Raw genomic sequence first — 21632 nt, 5'->3', positions numbered from 1 at the left:
ACGGAAAAGAACAATGACAAAGCGTGCTCTGTTGCTCCCACTCTTCGTGCTCTTCCTGGCCGCCTCGGCTGGGTCCGCCGCCGCACAGGACGGGTTTGGAGCGGCGGTCTGGGCTCCGGCGGCGGACCAGATCCTCGTGGTCAAGCCCGAGTTCGGCCGGGGGCCGGCGTCGGTTCTCGTGTTCGAGAAGAACGGGGACAGCTGGACGCAGGCACAGGAACTGTGGTCGACGGGCTCGCTTCTCGGAGAGTCGTTCGGCCGCACCATGTCGCCGGTGAGGGGCGGGTTTCTCGTGGCGAGCGGGGACCCGCAGGTGAAGCTGGGAGCGTACGGGTTCACACGCGCAACGGGGGGAGACTGGACGGAGTCGGGGGCGCTGGAGCTCCGGTCCGAAGCCGCCGCCGCGCCGGAAGAGATGAGTATGGGCCGGGTCATGGCCATCCTGCGGCCCCCCGCACGGGTCGTTGCGGCGGACGGCGATGTGGCGCTCGTGGCGGCGCCAAACGGGCAGGGCGCGCGAACCGGCGTGCAGGTGTTCGAGCGCGGCGGCGACGGCGCGTGGAGCGCCACGGCGTCGCTGATGGCCGGAGATCTTCAGGCTGCCGCACGGTACGGGGCGGCGATGGCCGTACGTGGCGGTATCGCGGCGGTGGGGGCGCCGGGCCAGGGAGCGTCCGGGACGGTATACGTCTTCGCGCGCGGCGAGGACGGGAGCTGGAACCGCCAGGCCACGCTCGCATCGCCCGGGCTCGGCCGCGGCGCGAGTCTGGGGGCCACTATCCTCTTCGTCACGGACGACGAACTCGCGGTCGGCGCGCCTGCCGCCGACGGCTCCACCGGCCGGGTGATCCCGTTCGTCCGCCGGGCCACGGGCGAGTGGGTCGAGAGCACGACGCTGGCGCCGCGCGAGTCTGGAGCGGGCCAGCGTTTCGGCGCTGCGCTCGCCGCCACCCGGCTCCAACTGCTCGTCGGCGCCCCGGGAGCCACGGACGGCCGCGGCCGCGTGGACGGATTCGCTCGCGCGGACATGGCGTCCGGATGGCGGGGCACCGGCTCCTTCACCGCGGAGGGAACCGAGTCCGTCGCCGGCTTCGGGGCCGCGCTGTCCCTCCGCTCCGGCCTCGCCGTCGTCGGGAGCCCCGAGGCCGAGGGGAGCGCGGGTCTGGTCGCCGTCTACGAGGAGACCGGCGATGGCGACTGGTCCGGGCCGGTCTGGCTGCGCGCCGGCAGCCCGCCCGAGGCCGTGACAGCGGCGGAAGTCCGCTGCGAGGACGACCGGGCCGCCGGCTTCGATTGCGCCGACGTCGACCTCCAGGCCTACCTCCCCCTCGCCTCGATCGGGGCCGAACCCGGCGAACGGGTCAGCGACGCGTGGGGCTGGACCGACCCCGAGACGGGCCGGGAATACGGGCTCGTCGGCCGCTCGGCCGGCGCGGCGATCGTCGACGTCACCGACGCTGTGAACCCCGTCTACCTCGGCGTCATCCCCGCGAACCGCAGCGGCGCCCGCGACCTCAAGGTCTACGCGGACCACCTCTTCTTCACCGGCGACGGGGCGGGGGACCACGGCCTCGTCGTGTTCGATCTCACCCGGCTGAGGGACGTGACGAACGCCCCGGTCGAGTTCACCCCCGACCTGCGCTGGGACGAGATCGGGAGCGCGCACAACCTCATCATCGACACCGACGCGGGCACCGCGTTCACCGTCTCCACGAGCGGGGACGGTCACACCTGCGGCGGCGGGCTCGTGATGATCGACATCCGCCAGCCGCTGTCGCCCGAGTTCGCGGGCTGCTTCACCGACACCGAGGGGCTGCTCTTCCAGGGGCGGACGCACGACGCGCAGTGTCTCGTCTACGACGGGCCCGACATGGACTACCAGGGCCGGGAACTGTGCTTCGCCTCGAACGAGACCGCGCTCCGGATCGTCGACGTGACGGACAAGTCGAACCCGACCCCGATCTCGGCCGCCGCGTACCCCGGCGTCGCGTACATCCATCAGGGGTGGCTGAGCGACGACCGGCGCTACTTCTACCTGGACGACGAACTCGACGAACTCGTCGGCACGACGGACCGCACGAAGACGATCGTCTGGGACGTCACGGACCTCGACGACCCGGTCGCGGTCGCGGAGTACTACGGACCCAACAACGCGACGGACCACAACCTCTATGTGAAGGGCGACCGGATGTATCAGGCCAACTATCAGGCCGGCTTCCGCGTCGTCGATATCAGCGATCCCGAGAACTTGCGGGAGGTGGGCTTCTTCGACACCACGCCCTACGGTGCGGATCCCCCGGGCTTCAACGGCGCCTGGACCGCCTTCCCCTGGTTCGAGAGCGAGACCGTGCTGGTGACGAGCATGCTCGAGGGCGTCTTCCTCCTCAAACCGAGACGAACCGAACTCGTCCCCTGATCCCTGCCGGCCTCACAGGCGCTGCATGAACCACCAGTAGTGACCCTCGGGGTCCCGGGCCTGGTAGCCTCTCTCCGACCAGTAGCCCTCGCCGTAGTCCTGCGTGGCCGGCTCCGTCACGATCTCGGCGCCGGCCTCACGCGCCTGCTCGCAATGGACGTCGGCGTCGTCCACGAACACGGCCAGTGCCTGCGTGTTCGCGCCGTCGACGGCCCGGGGAGATCGAAGGTATGTCCGGTCCGGTGACAGGCCCGCCTGTCCGACCATGATGAGGCCGCCGTTCATGACGAGCTGCGAATGCACGATCTGTCCCTGCTCGTTCTCGACTCTCTCCTGCACGTCGAATCCGAAGGCGCGCGTCAGCCAGTCGATCGCGGCGGCGGCATCGTCGTAGAACACGGCGGGCGCGATTCTCGGCCAGCCATCCGGCGGGTTCTTCATATGCTCCTCTATCGGCTTGTGGTTCGCCCCGAGAGTACCACGCCGAGCCTCGACCACCAACCGACCGCCGTGCCCGGACGGTGACCTCAGGCGTCTCCCGACCGATCATCGCGCCGGACTGCGGCGCCGACCTCATCCAGCCACGCGGCCAGTATGGCTGCGGAGTCGAGTTCGTAGGGGAGGGTCAGGAGCCGGCTCTTCAGTTCGTCCCGGATCGGGCCGAAGTCCATCTCCGCCTGCTGCGGGAAGCCGTAGGGGAGGCTGTCCCGCCACCGCCTCGACTTCGATGTCAGGTCTTCGAGACAGTCTCGCAGGAACTGGGACCATGTGTAGGGGAGCGAGATCAGCGCGATATGGAGAGCGGCGTTCTCCCGAGCTTCCGCGGCGTGCATGATCCCGCGCGGAACATAGAGCGCATCCCCCGCCGACAGGGTGAGTTCCGCCGCCACCGGCCCGGGCCTGTACGCCGCCGGGTGCAGGGGCGGGTTGCCCGTCGGGGCCTCTCGACCCCCCTCGTAGATGCGCCACCGTGTCGAGCCATCGATCTGCATCACGAAAGTGTCGTGCGCCTCCCAGAGCGGCCTGGGACCTCGCGGTCCGGGGAAGCTCAGATGCAGGTCCGCCCAGGTCAGGGCTCCCGCCTGCCGGGCGAACGCGGCGCACAATCGCCCCAGCGGCTCGTGCCGCTCGTCGAAGGCCTCGAGGACAACCGCACTCTCTCCCGGTCCGGGGGCCTGGGTCTCGAGATCCCGGTTCGATACTTCCGGAGAGACGAGTTCACGGAATCGATCCCTGCGCACATCCCGGCAGAGAAGGGCGTTTCTGCCGAGAATCTCGCCCAGGAACAGGACCTCGGCATTGGGGAAACCGAGAATCCAGCTCAGGGGATCGGATTCATCGAACGGGTCCATCACCGCGTCGGTCTGGTGATGGATCGTCCACATCTTCGAGTCCGGCGAGACAGCATCTGTCGCCATCGGCAGGTCCCGGGAGCGAGTGGGCAGGGGGCCGGGTTCAATGATTCGGCTTCGGGGTGTTACCGGTCGGCCATCGTCAGGCTTGCCTGGATAGATGGCGTCGGGCCATTGACGCCACCCAAGCAGGATAACTGCGGGTTGGTCCTGCCTATTCACCCTGCCTCGGGGAGCTACCCTTCGGCGTGATATGGGCTCTTGTATTCAGCAGGAGACCCGACATGAGGTCCCTGCTCGGGTAAAGCGTCGCCGGTACGATACCGGCGGTTGAGAGGGGTAGCAACCAGCGCGCCGCGGGGTCCTGTGGCGCCTTGCAGAGGGGATGTCGCGGGGTTTCCTTTCGTCGATCCAGGATGATCCACGACGAGCCATCACGATTCCGCACCGGAATCCGAGGCGCGGAGGCGAATATCTCGATGCCGACACACACCGATGGCGACAGCGGCGAAGTCTGCACGGTCCGCTGCGAGGGCGACGGGCCCCTTCTGGCGCAGGGCCCGCTGCGGGTGCGGGTGCCGGGAGAGGAGGACGCGCGGTCGGAGTCCCGGGTCTGGTTCTGTCGTTGCGGGCACTCCGGCAACAAGCCGTTCTGCGACGGCTCGCACCGGGACGCCGGGTTCGAGGCGTCGGGCCCCATCAACACGACGCGCGCCGTAGCCAGCGATCATGTCGGTGAGGACCGGGCCGCAGTCGTCGTGGGGGCGAACGCGAACGGTCCGTACCGTTTTGACGGCGTGATCGAACTCAGCGGTGCCGGGCACGAGGGGACCGCGCGGTTCGCGAGTCCATCGCTGTGCCGCTGCGGAGCCTCGAAGAACAAGCCCTTCTGCGACGGGGCCCACAAGGAGATCGAGTTCGAGGCGGAAGGCCTCTGACCGTGGCTGAGCCGGGATCGCTCGCCTTCTACCCCCTCCTCTACATCGCCTGGGCGGACGGCGAACTCGCGGCCGAAGAACTCGACATGCTGCGGCGGCACCTGCGCGTGGCGGGCCTCCCCGAGGGGACGCTGGCCGAGTGGCTGGATCCCGACGCGCCGCCTCCCGCGGATCGTCTCGTCCACCTGCTCAGTACAGTTCGTCGCCGAGCAGCCGAGGTGTTGCCCGAGCGCCGTCGTTCCCTCACCGAGCTGGGGATCGCGATCGCGGAGGCCGATGGGGAGCACCCGACGCGCGAGGAGCGCGAAGCGATCCTGCGCATCGAGGAGGCCCTGGGGCTGGGAGGGGCCGACGCCGTGGCCACGCTGTTCGACCCGATCCGGCCCATCGCGCCGCTCCCTGTCGTCCCGACGAGGTTCGACCAGGAGGCCATGGCGCGCTTCATCGGCGGCGCGGCCCCCGGAACCCGGCGGCGGGTCCGCGAACTCCTGGCGGACGGCCGCTTCCGACATGTGATCGGCCTGTCCACGTCGGACTACCGAACGCAGGTGACGGCCTGGTGCCGCATGCTTGCCGACGAGGGGCTGGGGGCCCTCGGCTATCCCGCGGAGTACGGGGGCGGCGGTGACCCCGCGGGCTTCGTCGCCACCTTCGAGACGCTCGCCTTCTTCGACCTCAGCCTGCTCACGAAGTTCGGCGTCCAGTTCGGACTGTTCGGCGGCAGCATCTACCAACTGGGCTCGCGGCGGCATCACCGAAAATATCTGAAAGACGTCGGCACGCTCGAACTCGCGGGCTGTTTCGCGATGAGCGAGACGCTGCACGGGTCCAACGTCTATGACATCGAGACCACGGCCGTCTTCGAGCCCGACACGCGCGAGCTTGTGGTCCACACGCCGGTCCCGGGGGCGCGCAAGGACTACATCGGCAATGCGGCCCGGGACGGCCGCCTCGCCACAGTGTTCGCGCAGTTGGAGGTGGACGGCGAAGGGCGGGGGGTGCACGCGATCCTCGTCCCCCTCCGCGACGAGCACGGGGCACCGATGCCCGGCGTGACGATCGAAGACTGCGGCGAGAAGCTGGGCCTGAACGGCGTGGACAACGGACGGCTACTGTTCGATCAGGTGCGCGTGCCGAGCGAGAACCTCCTCGACCGGTTCGGCTCCATCGACGGCGAGGGGGTCTACCGGAGCTCGATCGCCAGCCCCGCCCGACGGTTCTTCACCATGCTCGGCACCCTGGTGGGTGGCCGCGTGGCGGTGGGGAGCGCCGCGCTGAGCGCGACCAAGGTGGCCCTCGCCATCGCGGTCCGTTACGGCGCCCGCCGCCGCCAGTTCGGTCCGCCGGGGGAGCCGGAGCGAGTATTGCTCGACTATCCCAGCCACCAGCGGCGCCTGCTCCCCCGCCTCGCCACCACGTACGCGCTCAACTTCGCGCTCCACGACCTCCAGGCGCAGCACCTCGCCGCGGAATCTGCGGAATCTGCGGAATCTGCGGAATCCGGGGCATCGGGCAGCGCGGACCGCCGGCGCGTGGAGGCGATCGCCGCCGGGCTCAAGGCCTACGCCACGTGGCACGCGTCGGACACGATCCAGACGTGCCGGGAGGCGTGCGGGGGCCGCGGCTATCTGGCGCACAACCGCTTCGCCGCGCTCAAGGCCGACACCGAAGTGTTCACGACGTTCGAGGGCGACAACACCGTCCTCATGCAGCTCGTGGCGAAGGATCTGCTCACCGGCTTCCGCCAGCAGTTCGGCGATCTGGGCGCGCTCGGCATGGCGCGTTTCGCGGCGGAGCGCGCCCGGCGGGCCGTGGCCGACCGCAACCCGATCGTCTCTCGAAAAACGAGCGAAGCCCACCTTCGCGACCCCGAGTTTCAGGACGTGCTCCTCGTGGCCCGCTGCTCGGATCTCGTGCTCTCGCTCGCCCGGCGGATCCGACACCGGACGGCGAGCGGAATGACCTCCTTCGACGCCCTCACCGCCTGCCAGCATCACGCTCTGACCGCCGCCCGCGCCCACGTCGAGCGCGAGATCCTGCGGTCGACGATCGCAGCCGAGGCCCGAACGCCCACTTCGGGCGTCGCCGAGTGGCTCGAGCGGCTGCGCTGTCTCTATGCGCTCGGAGCGATTGAGCGGGATGCGGCGTGGTTCCTCGAGCAAGGCTATCTGGACCCGCCCAAGAGCAAGGCGATCCGCAAGATGGTCACCGCCCTCTGCGCAGAGATTCGTCCGCAGGCGATCCCGCTCGTGGACGCGTTCGACGTTCCCCGTTTCTGCCTCGAAGGCTCGATCGGCCTCTAGGAAAACCGGGAGGAAGCATGACTGGAGGAGATCAGGGATCTCGCACCGCGTCACCCGAGATCATGCGCATACTCCTGTATCTGGACACCGCCTTCTGCGGCGTCTTCTTCATGGATTTCCTGATCTCCCTCGCGCGTGCCGAAGATCGCAAGCGATACCTGATCACCTGGGGCTGGATCGATCTTCTCTCGAGTCTGCCCGCGATCGTCGAACTCCGGGCGTTCCGGATCGGACGCATCCTGCGGATTCCGAGACTCCTGAGAGGGGTCCGCGCGGCGAGGGTCGTCGGCCCTGGTCGCCGTATCCGTCGCGATCCTGACGGTGGTGGGATCGAGCATCGCCGTCCTCTATCTCGAACGGGGGGCGGGTGGCGACATCGGCTCGGGTCCGGCCGCCCTGTGATGGTCCTTCTTCACGGTCATGACCGGCCAGCAGACGGACCCCTTCCCGGTCACACCGGAAGGACGCGTGATCGGCCTCGGTCTGATGACGGTCGGCGCGGCTCTGGTCGGGACGCTGACGGCCACGCTGGTGTCGTGGGTGATCCGGCCGAGAGAGAATGCGAAGGATCGGCAGTTGAGCGCGATCCGCCAGGAACTCGCCGAGATCCGCGCCCTCCTCGAGGCGCGCTGACTTCCCCCGGACGTTTCCGCGGAAACGTCTTCCGGGACCCTGCACCCGGCGCTTCGGCCTACGGAACGGGATCAGGTCCGAGCAACTGCGCGGCGAGGTCCAGGGCGTCGCCTGGCCAATACACCTGGGGACGCGGACGCATGACGCCGGCATGTACCAGCGCCTTGGTGAAGAGAGAATTCGCGTCGAGGCACACACGATTTGGGTGCGTGAGTTCCGAGTCCTGTCGTGCCCACGCCGCGATCGTTTCGAGTCCCGTGTCGAGCGGGAGGCGTGCTCCGAAGATCCCCAGAGGACTGATCCGCATCAGCGCCCCGTTGGCCTGGCTGTCCGGGTTGGAGTTCCCCTGCAGGCCCCGGCGGATGGTCTCGCCGCAATCGAACGGGCCGGAGTCAAGCCAATCTCTGTACACGGCCTCCGCCGCATCCGCGTCATAGCTCCCGCGTGCGACGAGCGTTCGGGCCAGCGCCAGCGCCATTTCGGAATCGTCCGTCGGCTGCCCGGCCAGGATGTTCCACGGCCCTCCGTCTTCGAGGTCGCGGACGCCCTCGGGGTACAGGCGTCGAATCTCCCCGGGACCCTTGAACTCGACGAGACTGCCGAGCGAATCCCCGGCGAGCTGGCCGAGAAGGCAGCCGTGCGCGCGATCCGGACGGGGATCCGTGCCCCGAAACGTTTCCGCGGAAACGTCAACGATCATCCTGGCGCAACGTCTTCACGAGGTTGCCGTCCGGTTTGGCGAAGATCGTTTGGACTCGGGTGGGTGTGACCGTTCCCGGTGGGGACTTCCGAGGTTTCCGCACGTACTTGCGGCGGGTCCAGACGACCGGGGCTGTGCCACTATGGCGCGCGCCGCTGTGGACCGCAGCCGCGACGGCGGCCTCGAGCAGGTCGCGGCGGGGGGGATTCTCGTCCTTGCGTCCCCAGCGCAGGATCACGTGGGCGCCCGACGCCTGCGAGGCGTGTAGCCAGATGTCGTCCGGCGCGGAGTGCCGGAAGGTCAGGTCGTCGTTGTCGTGGGGACCGCGCCCCACCCGGAGTTCCAGGCCGCCGGACGTGCGGAGCCGTATGTAGGGCAGCCGAGGTTCGGGCTGGCGGCTGGCCCCCCCGCGGGCCCCGGGGCGCGAAGGCTTCCCTCCGGCCACGGCCCACAGGGCCTCCGATGGCCCGGACTCGGCGAACTGTTCGAGGTGTGCGTCATACTCGGCCGCGCGCTCCGCAGCCGCGGCGATCTCGGAGGGTAGTCGTTCCAGCGCGCGCTCGCGGCGGCGGGCTTCGTCGAAGTAGCCCTCCGCGTTGGCGACGACGTCACGCGCCGGGTCGAGTGCGATCTCGTGATCCGCTCCGTCGAAGCCCGCCAGGGTGACGGTCGAAGCCCCCTTCCGAACCTCGTCCTTGCGGGCGAGGAGGATTTGCCCCAGGAGGCGCGGTTCGTCCGGGGGCCCGGCCGCCGCGAGCTGTCGTTCGAGGGCGGCGGCGCGACGCTGGTGTCGCTTGCGGCGGGCCTTCAGCCGCTTTCCGAGTTGCGCGGCTTCGTCCCCGTCGGCGTCGTCGTCGGTCTTCGCGGGGAGAGCGTCGAGGAGCGAGGCGGGGCCGCCGGCCGCGGCGACCAGTTGCGTGGCCGCATCGAGGAGTCCGGCCTGCGCCTTGCGGCCAGGGCCGAGAGCAAGCGGGTAGGGCTGGGGGCCTGCCCGGCGTTCGAGCAGGTAGGCCGGGCGGCGGCCCTCCGGAGGTGCCGCCGCGAGCGCGTGGAGGTCGCGATATCGCGCGTACGTTTCGGCCGGATCCTCGCCGGCCAGGATCCAGTCGACGTTGAGCGCGCTCGTCCAGGCCCAGGTTTGCAGCACGGCCCGGCGGCGGCCAGCGTCGTCCGGAGCCTGCCCGGCGTCGTCCCCGGTCAGCACGGCGGCCCAGTCGGCTTCCGACGGTGGAGCCGCGACCCCGCGGCGGGCGGACGCCGGCGGGACGTAGCACGCGCCCCGGCGCAGGGGGCGGTCGCCCGCATCGCGCGACAGCAGGGCCGTCTCGATACGCCACGGGGAGCTGTCGCCGTCCGGGGCACCCGCGCCGTCCGTACCGCCCTCGCCGTCCTCGATCCGGCGGCAGTGCACGGCGTTCCGGCGGCGGGTCTGAAGTTCGATCGCCAGCAGCTCCCACGGGCATCCCGTCCGGTCCCCGAAAGTCAGCAGCAGAGCCCGTTCGTCCGCGGGAGCCCGCGCGTCGAGGAGCGACAGGCGTCCCACGCGCAGCGCCTTCCCTCCCACTCCGGCGGCCGGTGCGTGGGGCGCACGTTCGAGCAGGTACCCGTGCAGGGGGTGCAGCATCGCGACGAGCCGTGACCCGTCCTCGAAGGCCAGTTCAAGGGCGCGCCGCCCCGACGCCATGCGGAGACCGGCGATGCGGCAGCCCTGCCAGCGGTCGAGAATCTCGCGGGCCAGGGTTCGGGCGAGGAGCGAGTCGTAACGGACGGACATTGCGTCTATATTCGGCTCCCCGCGCGATCCCGACAAACTCCACGCTCGAGGCGATCCCTCTTGGCGAAGCCCCACTCCACAATCCACCCCATCATCCACGCGGCCGGCGCCGAGCAGCGGCACCCCGCATGGGCCGTGATGAGCGACCGCCGCCGCCGCCACACCGAGCGGGTCGGCGAGTTGCTGTGGGAGTGGAGTGGAGTCCTCGGCCACGGCACCACGAAACGGATCCGCTGGCGCGCGGCCGGACTCCTTCACGACGCCCTCAAGGGCGAATCTCCGAAAACCCTGCGCCCCGAGGTCGTCGATCTCGACGACGCGGAAGAATGGCCCGGGTCACTTCTCCACGGCCCCGCGTGTGCGAGCCGGCTGCGGGCCGCGGGGGTCGACGACGAGCCGCTGCTGACGGCCATCGCACACCACACCACCGGTCACTCCGACTTCCGCGCGCTGGGACAGGCGCTCTACATGGCCGACTATCTGGAGCCCGGCCGCCGGGGCCTGGTGCCGGAGCGGGCCGAGTGGCGTCGCCGAATGCCCCGGGACTGGTACGCCGTGCTGGGCGAGATCGCGACCGCAAAGATCGGGACCCTCCTTGAGCGCCGAATCCCGATCCCCGCCATCACGGCGGGCTTCTGGCAGCTGATCACGGCGCCGGAGCCGCCCCCCGGCTGGCCGCGGACTGGCCCCTGACTGGCTCCAGACTGGCCGCCGGGCTTGCGTCCCCGCGCTGATTTGCGCAAATCGTTTCAGGGAGCATGTGGGCTCCCGCGGTATAGTGAGGACGTGTAGGGTGGTCGAGCGCTGTCGGTGGTGGTGGGGAGGACGACGGGAGGCGGCTAGGTGCGTTCGAGGTCAAGACGGCAGGTTCGAAGAGTTCCCCAGGGTCGCGAACGCTATCGCAGAAGGCGGGGCCCCTTCCAGAAAGTGGTCTCCGCGTTCCGGGGCCTGATCACGACGGCGGTACTGGTCGGGGCGGGTGCGCTCATCGGTCTGTTCTGGGAGGAGGGGCAGGTCGTGCGGCTGGTGGCGCCGGCGGCGGATCCGGCGGTCGAGCCAGCCGCGGTGGACCCAACGACGCCCCCGCCACCGGAGAGTCTGTCGACCCAGCTCAACTTCTCCAACCGGATCAAGGTCGAGGTTCTCAACGGGGTCGGAGAGGCGGGTCTCGCCCGCCGGTTCGCCAACCGACTACGGGAACTCGGCTTCGATGTCGTGGCCACCGACAACGCCGACCACTTCGAGCACGGCGTCACCCACGTCCTGGATCGCTCCGGCCGGCTCGGGGCCGCCGTGGAAGTCGCGGACGGGCTGCAGACGGACTCGGTCACCGTCGAGCTCAATCCCGACCTCTACCTCGATGTGACGGTCGTGGTGGGGAGCGACTGGCCGGAGGCGTTCGGCCGCCGCTGATCCGGCGCCCGTTGATCCGGCGCCCGCTGATCCGGCGCCCGCTCAGCTTTCCCGCGACAGCCGAAGCTGCCCGCACGCGGCCGCGATATCCCGTCCCCGCGGCCTCCGCACCGCGTTGCCCACCCCGCGCGCCGCCAGCCCCGCCGAGAAACGTTCGATCGCCGATGGAGAGCTCGGGCTCCACTCCGGCCTGGAGGGGATGGAGTTGAAGGGGATGAGATTCACGAAGCAGATGAGTCCTTCCGCCAGGTCCGCGAGCGCGTCGGCCAGCGCCGGGTCGTCGTTTACCCCTCGGATGAGCGTGTACTCGAAGCTCAGGCGCCGGTTCTTGTAGCTCTGATACTTCCGTAGCGCCTCGAACAGCTCCGGGAGCGGATACCGTTTCTCGATCGGCATCAACTCGAGCCGCAGGTCGTGCGTCGGCGCGTGCAGCGAGAGCGCGAGTTCGAACGGCTCGGGACGCCGCGCGAGTTCGAGGATCCCGGGGATGAGCCCCACCGTCGACACGGTGATCCGCCGGGCCCCGAGTCCGAACCCCTCGTGCAGCGCCCGGAGCGAGCCGATGACCGCGTCGAGGTTCGCCAGCGGTTCGCCCATCCCCATGTACACGACGTTTGAGATCGGCCGCCCCAGTTCCTCGCGCGCCACGCGCAGCGATTCCCGGTACTGCGCCACGATCTCGGCGGCCCGCAGCTGGCGCCGGAACCCGAAGTACCCCGTGGCGCAGAACCGGCAGGCGAGCGCGCACCCGGCCTGCGAGGACAGGCACAGCGTGAGACGGTCACGCGTGGGGATGAGCACCGACTCGACGCGTTCTCCGTCGTCCAGCCGCCACAGGTGTTTGATCGTCCCGTCTCTCGAACGGGCCACGTAGTCCGGTTCGATCGGGGTGAGGGAGTACGCCTCCGCCAGCGGCTCCCGGAGCGCCGCGGGGATGTTCGTCATCTCATCGAACGAACGCGCGGCCCGCTCCCAGACCCATTTCTCGACCTGCCCGGCCCGGTACTCGGGCTCTCCCCGCTCTCGAAAGAAACGGCCCAGCCGCTGCCGCGTGTCCTCCCCCGGCTCGGCGAGAAGCTCCGGCAGGTCGCAGGTCGCACGCCCCCCCTCTCGCCTTGCTGGCGTCGTCGAAAAAGCCATATCTTCAGGCGTTCTCACCACTTCTGCGAACCCGGTTCCTGGTGCCACGAACTCCCCTGACCAAACTATCGCCCCTGATCGAACGGCGTGAGCCGGCCCATCTCGAAACGGCTTGGCGCGACGCCGGCTGCGGACAGGTCGAGGCCTCGTGGGCGGAGCGCGAAGTCCGGGTCATCGGGTGGGTGCACCGCAGGCGCGACCTGGGCGGGCTCTTCTTCGTCGACCTCCGCGACCGGACCGGCCTGCTCCAGCTCTCGTTCGGCCCGGAGTGGTCGGATCCGGAGGCTCTCGAACTCGCAGCCGCGCTCAACCCCGAGGACGTGGTCCAGGCGACGGGCGTCGTCACGCCGCGGCCCGAGGCGAACCCGGACATGCTCACGGGCGAGATCGATCTCCGGGTGTCGAGTCTCGAGCGGATCTCCGTCGCCGACCCGCTGCCGATCCTCGTGTACCAGCCTCCCGATGAAGAGCTGCCGTCGGAGGAGTTGCGCCTCCGTCACCGCGTCCTCGACCTCCGGCGCCCGGAGATGCAGCGGAACCTGAGGCTCCGGCACGTGGCGACGAACGCGGTGCGCGCCTCGCTCTCCGAACAGGGGTTCGTCGAGATCGAGACCCCGCTCCTCACGCGCCAGACGCCGGAGGGGGCCCGCGATTATCTTGTCCCCAGCCGGGTCCATCAGGGCCGGTTCTTCGCGCTGCCGCAGTCGCCGCAGCTGTACAAGCAGCTCCTCATGTGCGGCGGCTTCGACCGCTACTTCCAGATCGCCAAGTGCCTGCGCGATGAAGACCTGCGCGCGGACCGGCAGCCGGAGTTCACCCAGATCGACGTCGAGATGGCGTTCGTCGAACAGGATGACGTATTCCTGGCCGCAGAGAAGATGTTCCAGCGCGTGTGGCGGGACGGACTCGACCTCGACCTCCCGGTGCCCTTCCCGCGGCTGCCCCACGCGGAGGCGATGGAACGCTTCGGTACCGACAAGCCGGACCTGCGGATCCCGTGGGAGATCCGGGATTTCACCGACGCGCTGACCGGCATCGGGTTCGGCATATTCGATGGCGCGGCGAGAGCCGGGGGCCGCGTGCGAGGGCTGGTTCTCCCGGGCGGAGCGACGCTCTCCCGCTCCCGGATCGCACACTACGACGGACTTGCCCGCGAGGCCGGCGCCAAGGGCGCCCTGTGGCTCAAGCGCTCCGCGGCAGGCTGGTCCGGGCCCCCCGCGAAGGTCGTGAGCGAAGAGGTGGCGAGCGTGCTCGAAACGAAGTTCGGGGTAGGGGAGGGCGACCTCGTCTTCCTGGTCGCGGGTACGGACTCGGAGAGTTCGCCTGCCCTCGACCGACTGCGGCGCGCGGCGGCCCGGGAACTCGACGCCCTCGACGAGAGTCGGGAGGCATGGCTCTGGATCACCGAGTTCCCGCTCTACGAGGAGAACCCCGACACCGGTCTCCCCGTCCCGGCGCAGCACGCCTTCACCATGCCGTCGGACCCCGACCCCGAGCGCCTGCGCGAGGATCCCCTCTCCGTCACGGCGCGCGCGTACGACCTCGTCTACAACGGGATCGAGTTCGGGAGCGGCAGCATCCGCTGTCACCTTCCCGACGTTCAGCGCGTAATCCTCGAAGCGACGGGGCTGACGCCGGAAGAGGTCGAGACGCGGTTCGGTTTCCTGCTCGAGGCGTTCCGGTTCGGGGTCCCGCCGCACGGAGGGTTCGCGATCGGCATGGATCGCCTCGTGGCCGAGATGGTCGGGTGCGCGTCGATCCGGGACGTGATTGCGTTCCCGAAGACGGCAGCGGCCCGGGGGCTGCTCGAGCGATCGCCCTCGACCGTGGACCCGTCGGAACTGGAGGAAGTCGGTATCTCGGCGTCTCCGAGAAACACGCAGAGAAAGACACAGGAGTAGCGAGGCGTGACCGTCGCGACAGAAAGACGCCTTTCCATCGAGGGCGCCGATCAGCAACTGCTGGCCGGCGTGAACGACTCGCACCTCACCACGCTCGCCCGCCACTGCGACATCCGCGTGGTGCTGCGCCACGACGAGATGATCCTCTCCGGGCCGCAGGCCGACGTCGACCGCGCCTCGCCCACGGCCCGGCGCATGATCCGCTACGCCCGACTGCGACGCCCGTTCGATGCCGTGGATGTGGAGCGGTTCCTCGACCCTCCGAACGGGGACGCCGGGGACGCCGAATCCTCCGCCCCGCGGCAGGCCGAGGTCGCGCTGGCGGGGGCGCGGCGGGCGATCCGGCCCAAGTCTCCGGGGCAGGAGAAGTATCTGGCCGCCATCCGCGACCGCGACATCGTCGTCGGTATCGGTCCGGCCGGCACGGGCAAGACCTACCTCGCGGTGGCCGCGGCGGTGGAGGCACTGAACCGGAAGCGGGTGCGGCGCATCATCCTCACCCGTCCCGCGGTCGAAGCCGGCGAGGCGCTGGGCTTCCTGCCGGGCGACATCCGCGAGAAGGTCGACCCCTACCTGCGCCCTCTGTACGACGCGCTCGAAGACATGATGCCGCCGGACCGCGTCCGCCGGTCGATCGAGGACTGCGTGATCGAGGTGGCGCCGCTCGCCTACATGCGGGGCCGCACCCTCTCCGACGCCTTCCTCATCCTCGACGAGGCGCAGAACGCGACCACGGCCCAGATGAAGATGTTCCTCACCCGGCTGGGGCTGAACTCCAAGACCGTGATCACGGGAGACAAGACCCAGATCGACCTCCCGAAACCGGAAGATTCGGGTCTCCTCGAGATCGAGGACGTCTTGCGCGACGTGGAGGGGATCGACTTCGTTTACCTGGACGACGCGGACGTCGTGCGACACCGCCTCGTGAAGGAGATCATTCGCGCGTACCGGGAGTCTGAGCGTTGAGTCTGCTCCGCCGCGTCCGAGACTACCTGCGCCCCGTGAACCGGCCGCCGGCCGGGGGGCGGAAGGACGCGTGGGTCCACCACGGGTTCCGGGCGGGGATCGTACTCCTCATCGCGCTCGCCGTCCCCCTGCTTTTCCCGCAGACCTCGCTGCCCGAATTCGAGGGCATCCTCCCCGGCAGCGTCGCCCGGCAGACGGTGAACGCCGCGTTCGATTTCGATGTCCCCAAGGATCCCGACCGGCTTCGCGAACAGCAGGAAGAAGCCGAGGCCGGGGTCACGCCGACGCTGCGCTTCGAACCGGCGCGCGCCGACAGCAGCATCGAGCGGGCAAACGCGTTCTTCGCACGAATCGACACGGTCATCAGCGGGGCGGAAGCGCGGGCCGCCGAGGAAGGGCTGGATCCGGTGGCCGGAGCGTCGCTCGTCCGCACCGGCGTCGAGGGAGTGGTGCGGAAGATGGGCATCAACGTCTCGGCCGAACAGGCGATCGACTCCCTCCTCATCGACCACTTCCTCGACGAGGACGCGCGCGAGCAGCTGCGCACGGAACTGGAGGCCGCGTTCGAGAGACTGCGGGAAGGGGTAGTCCGCCAGAGCGATCTCGCGGACATCAGCTCCGTCAACGTCGTCGTGCACGAGGGCGCGGGGGGCGAAGACCGCGTGCGGCCCGTCGCCGACCTCCTCCGATTTGGCGACTTCTCCCGGGAGGCGCGGGAAGGGATCACCGGTCGGCTGGAGCCCGAGGGGGCGATGATCTTCCAGCAGCTGATCCTTCAGGCGCAGCCGACGCTGCGGATCGATCAGGACGAGACGCGCCAGACGCGGGACCTGGCCCGGGCCGCGATCCCCCAGTTCGAGGGCTTCGTGCTCGAGGGCGAGCGCATCATCACCGAGAACGAGGTGGTGAGCGAGGAAGCCCACCGGCGCCTGGTCGCCTACGAGACGCAACTCATCGAACGCGGCCTGGCCGCCTCGGGGACGGGGTTCGTGCACGACCTGGGCATGATCCTCCTCGTGATGAGCATGCTCGGGATCCTCGTCTTCGCCACGTACCGCTTCCGGTGTGACATCTACGAGGACCTGCGCAGCTTCAGCGTCCTCCTCGGCCTGATCGTGGTCGTGATGTCGGCGGCCGGTGTCGTCGCCGCCACGGAGAGTTCCCCGGCGCTCGTGCCCGTGGCCCTCGCCGGGCTGCTCGCGGCGGCGCTGTTCGACAGTCTGCTGGGTCTGATCGTCGTCTCGACCATCGCCGGGATCCTCATGGGCCAGCCGCATTTCACGGGACTCGCGGCGCCCATGGTGACGGTGGCCGGCGGGGTGACGGCGGCCTTCGTGATGAGCAGCATCCGGACGCGCTCGCAGAGCTGGGTGCTGATCGTCCTGATTTCGGCGGCCTACATCGGCGCCGGCGTCCTTCTCAACCTCACCGGCCACTATTCGCTCAGTGATCTCGGCTCGACCGCGGCGTTCGGAGCCCTGAATGCGACGCTGTGCACCGGGCTCGGCATGGGGGTGGCGCTGCCGCTGCTCGAGGTCTTCACGGGTCGGACGACCGATCAGTCGCTGCTCGAACTGTCCGACATGAACCGGCCGCTCCTGAGACGGCTCGCGCGCGAGGCGCCCGGTACCTACGCCCACTCGATCAACGTCGCGAATCTGGTCGAGGCGGCGTGCGAGGAAATCGGGGCCGACTCGCTGCGGGCGCGGGTCGGCGTCTACTACCACGACATCGGGAAACTGGAGCGGCCGCAGTACTTCATCGAGAACCAGCCCCGCGGGCTGAACCCGCACGACCGCCTCACGCCGTGGCAGAGCGCCGAGATCCTGCGCGACCATGTGCGGCAGGGGCTGCGGATGGCCGAGGAGGCCCGCCTGCCCGAGGTCGTGAAGGACTTCATCCGCGAACATCACGGCACCCAGACGATCCAGTACTTCTACCAGAAGGCGCGTTCCCAGGAGGGGGGCGCCGACATCGATCCCAACGATTTCGCCTATCCGGGACCCAAGCCGCAGAGCAGGGAGACAGGCGTCGCGATGCTGGGGGATGCGGTGGAAGCGGCGTCGCGCGTGCTGACGAACCCGAGCCCGGAGCGGATCCGCGCGCTCATCGATCGTCTCGTGGGAGACCGGATCGACCACGGCGAACTCGACGACTGTCAGCTCACCTACAGGGATCTGCGTATCGTCAAGCGGGAGTTCGCCCACGTCCTCACGGGGCTGTACCACCACCGGATCGACTACCCCACGCCCGTGGCGCCCGGCGAGGCCGCGCCCGAGCCCTCGTCGGACAAGCCGGAGCCGGAGGAATTGGAACCATCTGCGGCCGCGGGGGAGGACGGTGGGCAGCTGGCGATCGATCTCGAGCAGGCGGCCCAGGGCGACACGGGCCCCATCCCGCCGCTGGAGCCGGAAGCCGAGCCGGATTGACCCGGCCGGAGCCCTCACTGCCCACGATCCGCCTCAACCTCCCGCCTGAGTGGGACGGTCCCCCGGAACTCGCCCTCGAGGCCGCCGCGCGCGCGCCGCTCGGGAGGGGGCGCGCGCCGACGCAGGACGCCGAGCTGTCGATCACCCTCGTGTCGGCGGAATCGATCCGGGTACTGAACCGCGACTATCACGGGGTCGACGACGTTACCGACGTGCTGGCCTTCGGGCTGGGCGAGGACCCGCTGCTGGGTGACGTCTACATTTGTCCCGAGGTGGCGGAGGCTTCGGCGCGCGCACTCGGCCTCGATCCGGACGAGGAGATCCTGCGGCTCGTCATCCACGGGATCCTCCACCTGCTGGGTCACGACCACCCGGAAGGCGAGGGGCGCTACGCGTCTCCGATGTTCGAGCTTCAGGAACGACTGCTGGCCGAGGTTCGCGACCGCGCGTAGCATTCCCACGGTTTTCCACGGTCTGTTGCACCACCTGCCGGCGCGCGAGCGAGCATGCCCGAGAACCCGGAAGAGCAGCGTCACCTCCTGATCGACGAGATCCGGATCCGCCTGGAATCGGGCGATACGGACGCGCTCATCGCGTTCGTGGAACCGCTGCATCCCAGCGACGTGGCGGACGTGCTCGAGCACTTTGACGGAGTCGAGCGCATCGCTCTGCTCCAACTCATCCCGGCCCCGCTCGCCTCGTACGCGCTGGCCGAGATGGAAGAGGAAGAACGTCCGGGCGAGCTGCTCGCGAGCATGGGCCCCGAGCGAATCGCCGAACTGGTCGAGGAACTCGCGGACGACGACGCGGCCGACCTCATCGGCGAACTCGACCCGGAGGAACAGGACCGCGTCTTCGAGTCGGTTCCGGACGAGGAAGAGCAGGAGATCCGCCAACTTCTCGAGTATCCGGAGGAGTCTGCGGGCGGGATCATGACCCGCGATCTGTGCGCGGTGGGCTCCGAGGCGATGGCCGCCGAGGCGATCGAGGAGTTGCGGGCGCAGGCGGAGGAGAGCGAGGACCTCTACACCGTCTTCGTCGTGGATCGGGGCGGGCGGCTGCAGGGTGTCGTGACGCTGCGGGACCTGGTCCTCGCCGCGCCGCGGACGAGGATCGGGGACCTGCTGGAGGAGCCGCCGGCCGTGGTCTCCGTGGATCTCGATCAGGAGGAGGTGGGGCGGCTTCTCTCCCGCTACAACCTGGCCGCGATCGGGGTCGTCGACGCGGAGAGTCGGCTCGTCGGGCAGATCACCTTCGATGACGTGATCGATGTGGTAGAGGCGGAGGTTACCGAGGACATCCTGCGCTTCGCCTCGGTGTCGGATGAAGAACAGCTCCGGGGGACGACACTGGGCGCGATCCGAAGCCGGCTGCCATGGCTCGCGGCCAACGCCCTGACGCTGTCGCTCGCCGCGCTCGTGGTGTGGGCCTACGAGGACACGATCGAACAGCTGGCCATCCTCGCGGCGGTGATGCCGGTGATCGCCGGGCTGGGCGGGAACGCGGGAACGCAGGCGCTGGCCGTCACGATTCGCCGCATTGCGCTGGCCGACGAACTGCCGGAGGAGCGCTGGTCCGCCGTCGTCAAGGAACTGATCGTGGGCCTCGTGAACGGGCTCGCGATCGGACTGCTGGTCGCCGCGCTGTCGTTCCTGCTTCCGAACACCGGGCCCGTGTTCGGGCTCGTCGTGATGATCTCGATGTGGGGGAATCTGGCCGTTGCGTCCGCGCTGGGCGCGTTCTTCCCGATCGTGCTGGAGCGCCTGGGCGTCGACCCGGCCGTGGCCTCGTCGATCTTCGTCACCACGTTCACGGATCTGTTCGGCTTCGTGCTGCTCCTCGGGCTGGCAACCCAGTTTCTGCTGTGAGGGCGGGGTTCGATCCGGGGGCGCTCGCCGACCGCATCGCGGGCGGCGAGCCGCTCGCGCTGGCCCGGGGGATCTCGCACGTGGAGAACGAGAGCGTCGGCTTCGAGGCGCTTCTCGAGCGGCTGGACGGGCGCACCGGTCGCGCGCGTCGCATCGGCATCACGGGGCCGCCCGGCGCCGGCAAATCCACGCTTACCGCCGCGCTCGCCCGGCACTACCTCGACCAGTCGCTGAAGGTGGGGATCGTCGCAGTGGACCCGACGAGCCCTTTCACCGGCGGCGCCCTGCTCGGCGACCGCATCCGCATGGGGGAACTCTCGACCGAACCCGGCGTCTTCATCCGCTCGATGGCGAGTCGTGGTTCATTGGGAGGTCTGGCCACGGCCACCCGCGAAGCCGCCGACCTGATGGACGCCGCCGGCTACGATCGCGTGATTCTGGAGACGCTGGGGGTGGGCCAGGCGGAACTCGACATCGCCGTCTCCGCCGACACCACCGCTGTCGTCCTCGTCCCGGAGTCGGGAGACGGTGTACAGGCCATGAAGGCCGGACTCATGGAGGTGGCCGACCTCTTCGTCATCAACAAGTCCGACCGGCCCGGAGCCGACCGCCTCGAGAAGGAGATCGCGATCATCATGTCGATCCGGTTCGCGAACCGGACTCCGGGCGCTGCCGCCGGTGCGGGGGTCGACTGGCGTATGCCGATCACGCAGACGGTCGCCTCGGAAGCCCGGGGCGTCGAGGAGTTCGCCGAACGGCTGGATCAGCACTTCGAGTGGCTGACCTCGACCGGCGAGCTCGAGGCGCGCCGCCGGGCCGCGCGGCTCCGACGGGCACACGACGCCCTCCTCCGGCGCTCACACCGCGACGCCGAGCGGGTGTGGCAGGCCGCCTCCGCCGAGATCCTGGATTCCGGGGCGTCCCCCTACGCCATCGCGCGCCGACTGTACGAGGAACTGGAGTAGGCTCCCCCGCTCACGGGATCCGAAGCGCGAGGCCCGTCCCCAGGAAGAAGTCGGTGGCGGCTTCGTTCAACCCCACCCCGGCGCGGATATCCCACTGGACATCATCGTTCACGCTCCAGGCGAGGCCGCCGTTGGCGTAGTGTTCGGCCCGGGTCCCCCCAGCTTCGGCATGGAACAGCGCGAACCACTCGGCATAGAGCCCCATGCGCGCGCCTATCCCCAGCCCGGTCGCCAGTGACTGGGCCCACTCCGCATAGCTGCTTGCCGACTCGTCCACGGCGCGGTTCACCTGAGTACTGCCCGCGAGCGAGACGTCGTCGGAGAGATCCCACGCGTAGATGAGGTTCACCCCCGGCAGGTTGCGGTCGCTCGAGAACGCCTCGTTCCCCGTGGGGACGGTGATCTGAGGAAGGAGGGCGATGGCCGGTCGGGCGCCGTCCTGCCCGGTCAAGGCCAGCTTGATGCCCAGATAGAGGTCTTCCATTCCCGTCTCGCTGAGGCTCCGGCCGTCCACGCCAACGCGTTGCGACACCGGGCTCAGCCCGAGCCGGAGTTCCAGCCAGTCGGCGAAGACACCCGCCCTGAGCAACGGCTCCCCAAGAGAGTGCGTCCATGCGGCATCGTCACCGCCCGCATGGTTGCTGCGGTCGCCCAGCTCCTCGTACTCGAGCGTATAGCCGAACTCGAGCTGGAAGACGCCGCGCCCCACGGTCTGCGGGGCCTCCGTGAAATCCGGGCGGTCCGCGACCAGGGCCCCCCGTTGTGCGTATCCGTCGCCCGCCGCGGCGAGTAGCCAGCCAGCCCCGCCAGCCAGAGTCATCGATAGTCTGCGGG

At 69.5% G+C, this 21632-nt stretch carries 18 protein-coding genes and 1 pseudogene; 13 read left to right on the top strand and 6 right to left on the bottom strand.

Annotation, left to right across the window (positions count from 1 at the left end; translation table 11 throughout):
• Positions 1–13: 13 nt before the first annotated feature.
• Positions 14–2416 (top strand): choice-of-anchor B family protein, encoded by a 2403-nt coding sequence (locus tag ACN9M6_RS00980; protein ID WP_419161046.1) that lies wholly within the window; start codon positions 14–16, stop codon positions 2414–2416.
• Positions 2417–2428: 12 nt separating this feature from the next.
• On the opposite strand, the gene ACN9M6_RS00975 is transcribed toward ACN9M6_RS00980, so the two are convergent.
• Positions 2429–2857 carry a VOC family protein gene (locus ACN9M6_RS00975; RefSeq protein WP_419161045.1) on the bottom strand — a complete coding sequence of 143 codons (429 nt, stop codon included), beginning with the start codon at positions 2855–2857 and terminating at the stop codon, positions 2429–2431.
• A gap of 86 nt (positions 2858–2943) precedes the next feature.
• Positions 2944–3834, bottom strand: coding sequence for a JmjC domain-containing protein (locus ACN9M6_RS00970; RefSeq protein WP_419161044.1), 891 nt, complete (start codon positions 3832–3834; stop codon positions 2944–2946).
• A gap of 413 nt (positions 3835–4247) precedes the next feature.
• Here ACN9M6_RS00970 and ACN9M6_RS00965 point away from each other — a divergent pair, with 413 nt between their 5' ends.
• The 4 genes and pseudogenes from ACN9M6_RS00965 to ACN9M6_RS00950 all read left to right on the top strand — a co-directional run bounded on the left by ACN9M6_RS00965 (position 4248) and on the right by ACN9M6_RS00950 (position 7642).
• Positions 4248–4706 (top strand): CDGSH iron-sulfur domain-containing protein, encoded by a 459-nt coding sequence (locus tag ACN9M6_RS00965; protein ID WP_419161043.1) that lies wholly within the window; start codon positions 4248–4250, stop codon positions 4704–4706.
• A 2-nt stretch (positions 4707–4708) separates the two neighbouring features.
• On the top strand, positions 4709–7009 hold the full coding sequence (locus ACN9M6_RS00960; protein ID WP_419161042.1) for an acyl-CoA dehydrogenase: 2301 nt from the start codon (positions 4709–4711) through the stop codon (positions 7007–7009).
• Between the two features lie 17 nt (positions 7010–7026).
• Positions 7027–7284, top strand: a pseudogene (locus ACN9M6_RS00955) (ion transporter); the annotation flags it as partial.
• A gap of 193 nt (positions 7285–7477) precedes the next feature.
• Positions 7478–7642: a hypothetical protein gene (locus ACN9M6_RS00950; RefSeq protein ID WP_419161041.1), complete on the top strand. Its 165-nt coding sequence runs from the start codon at positions 7478–7480 to the stop codon at positions 7640–7642.
• 58 nt (positions 7643–7700) lie between these two features.
• On the opposite strand, the gene ACN9M6_RS00945 is transcribed toward ACN9M6_RS00950, so the two are convergent.
• Both ACN9M6_RS00945 and ACN9M6_RS00940 read right to left on the bottom strand, forming a co-directional pair.
• Positions 7701–8342: an ADP-ribosylglycohydrolase family protein gene (locus ACN9M6_RS00945; RefSeq protein WP_419161040.1), complete on the bottom strand. Its 642-nt coding sequence runs from the start codon at positions 8340–8342 to the stop codon at positions 7701–7703.
• Positions 8332–10116, bottom strand: coding sequence for an NFACT RNA binding domain-containing protein (locus tag ACN9M6_RS00940; RefSeq protein ID WP_419161039.1), 1785 nt, complete (start codon positions 10114–10116; stop codon positions 8332–8334). The genes ACN9M6_RS00945 and ACN9M6_RS00940 overlap by 11 nt, the downstream gene beginning before the upstream one ends.
• Positions 10117–10176: 60 nt before the next feature.
• Between ACN9M6_RS00940 and ACN9M6_RS00935 the strand changes: the two genes are divergently transcribed.
• Positions 10177–10809 (top strand): HD domain-containing protein, encoded by a 633-nt coding sequence (locus ACN9M6_RS00935; RefSeq protein WP_419161038.1) that lies wholly within the window; start codon positions 10177–10179, stop codon positions 10807–10809.
• Between the two features lie 150 nt (positions 10810–10959).
• Entirely contained in the window at positions 10960–11529 is a 570-nt protein-coding gene (locus tag ACN9M6_RS00930) for a LytR C-terminal domain-containing protein (protein WP_419161037.1), read from the top strand.
• Positions 11530–11571: 42 nt separating this feature from the next.
• Here the strand turns inward: ACN9M6_RS00930 and rlmN are convergent, their stop codons facing one another.
• Positions 11572–12687 carry a 23S rRNA (adenine(2503)-C(2))-methyltransferase RlmN gene (rlmN, locus tag ACN9M6_RS00925; RefSeq protein ID WP_419161036.1) on the bottom strand — a complete coding sequence of 372 codons (1116 nt, stop codon included), beginning with the start codon at positions 12685–12687 and terminating at the stop codon, positions 11572–11574.
• 23 nt (positions 12688–12710) lie between these two features.
• On the opposite strand from rlmN, the gene aspS reads away from it, so the two are divergent.
• Genes aspS through meaB form a run of 6 tightly spaced genes read left to right on the top strand, consistent with a single transcriptional unit; the run spans position 12711 to position 20798 of the window.
• Positions 12711–14570: an aspartate--tRNA ligase gene (aspS, locus tag ACN9M6_RS00920; protein ID WP_419161035.1), complete on the top strand. Its 1860-nt coding sequence runs from the start codon at positions 12711–12713 to the stop codon at positions 14568–14570.
• A gap of 6 nt (positions 14571–14576) precedes the next feature.
• Complete coding sequence (locus ACN9M6_RS00915) at positions 14577–15536, top strand: PhoH family protein (protein ID WP_419161034.1); 960 nt, start codon at positions 14577–14579, stop codon at positions 15534–15536.
• Positions 15533–17965, top strand: a complete 2433-nt coding sequence (locus ACN9M6_RS00910) for an HD family phosphohydrolase (protein WP_419161033.1) — start codon at positions 15533–15535, stop codon at positions 17963–17965. The genes ACN9M6_RS00915 and ACN9M6_RS00910 overlap by 4 nt, the downstream gene beginning before the upstream one ends.
• On the top strand, positions 17962–18417 hold the full coding sequence (ybeY, locus tag ACN9M6_RS00905; protein ID WP_419161032.1) for an rRNA maturation RNase YbeY: 456 nt from the start codon (positions 17962–17964) through the stop codon (positions 18415–18417). Before ACN9M6_RS00910 ends, ybeY begins: the two co-directional genes overlap by 4 nt.
• A gap of 54 nt (positions 18418–18471) precedes the next feature.
• Positions 18472–19833 (top strand): magnesium transporter, encoded by a 1362-nt coding sequence (gene mgtE / locus ACN9M6_RS00900; protein ID WP_419161031.1) that lies wholly within the window; start codon positions 18472–18474, stop codon positions 19831–19833.
• Complete coding sequence (gene meaB / locus ACN9M6_RS00895) at positions 19830–20798, top strand: methylmalonyl Co-A mutase-associated GTPase MeaB (RefSeq protein ID WP_419161030.1); 969 nt, start codon at positions 19830–19832, stop codon at positions 20796–20798. The genes mgtE and meaB overlap by 4 nt, the downstream gene beginning before the upstream one ends.
• Positions 20799–20808: 10 nt before the next feature.
• Here meaB and ACN9M6_RS00890 read toward each other — a convergent pair whose 3' ends face one another.
• Entirely contained in the window at positions 20809–21618 is an 810-nt protein-coding gene (locus ACN9M6_RS00890) for a transporter (RefSeq protein ID WP_419161029.1), read from the bottom strand.
• Positions 21619–21632 lie beyond the last annotated feature (14 nt).

Source organism: Candidatus Palauibacter sp. (genome assembly GCF_965197445.1).
GTDB lineage: Bacteria > Gemmatimonadota > Gemmatimonadetes > Palauibacterales > Palauibacteraceae > Palauibacter.
Note: the sequence above shows the minus strand (reverse complement) of the source record. Positions and strands in the feature narration are given on the sequence as shown.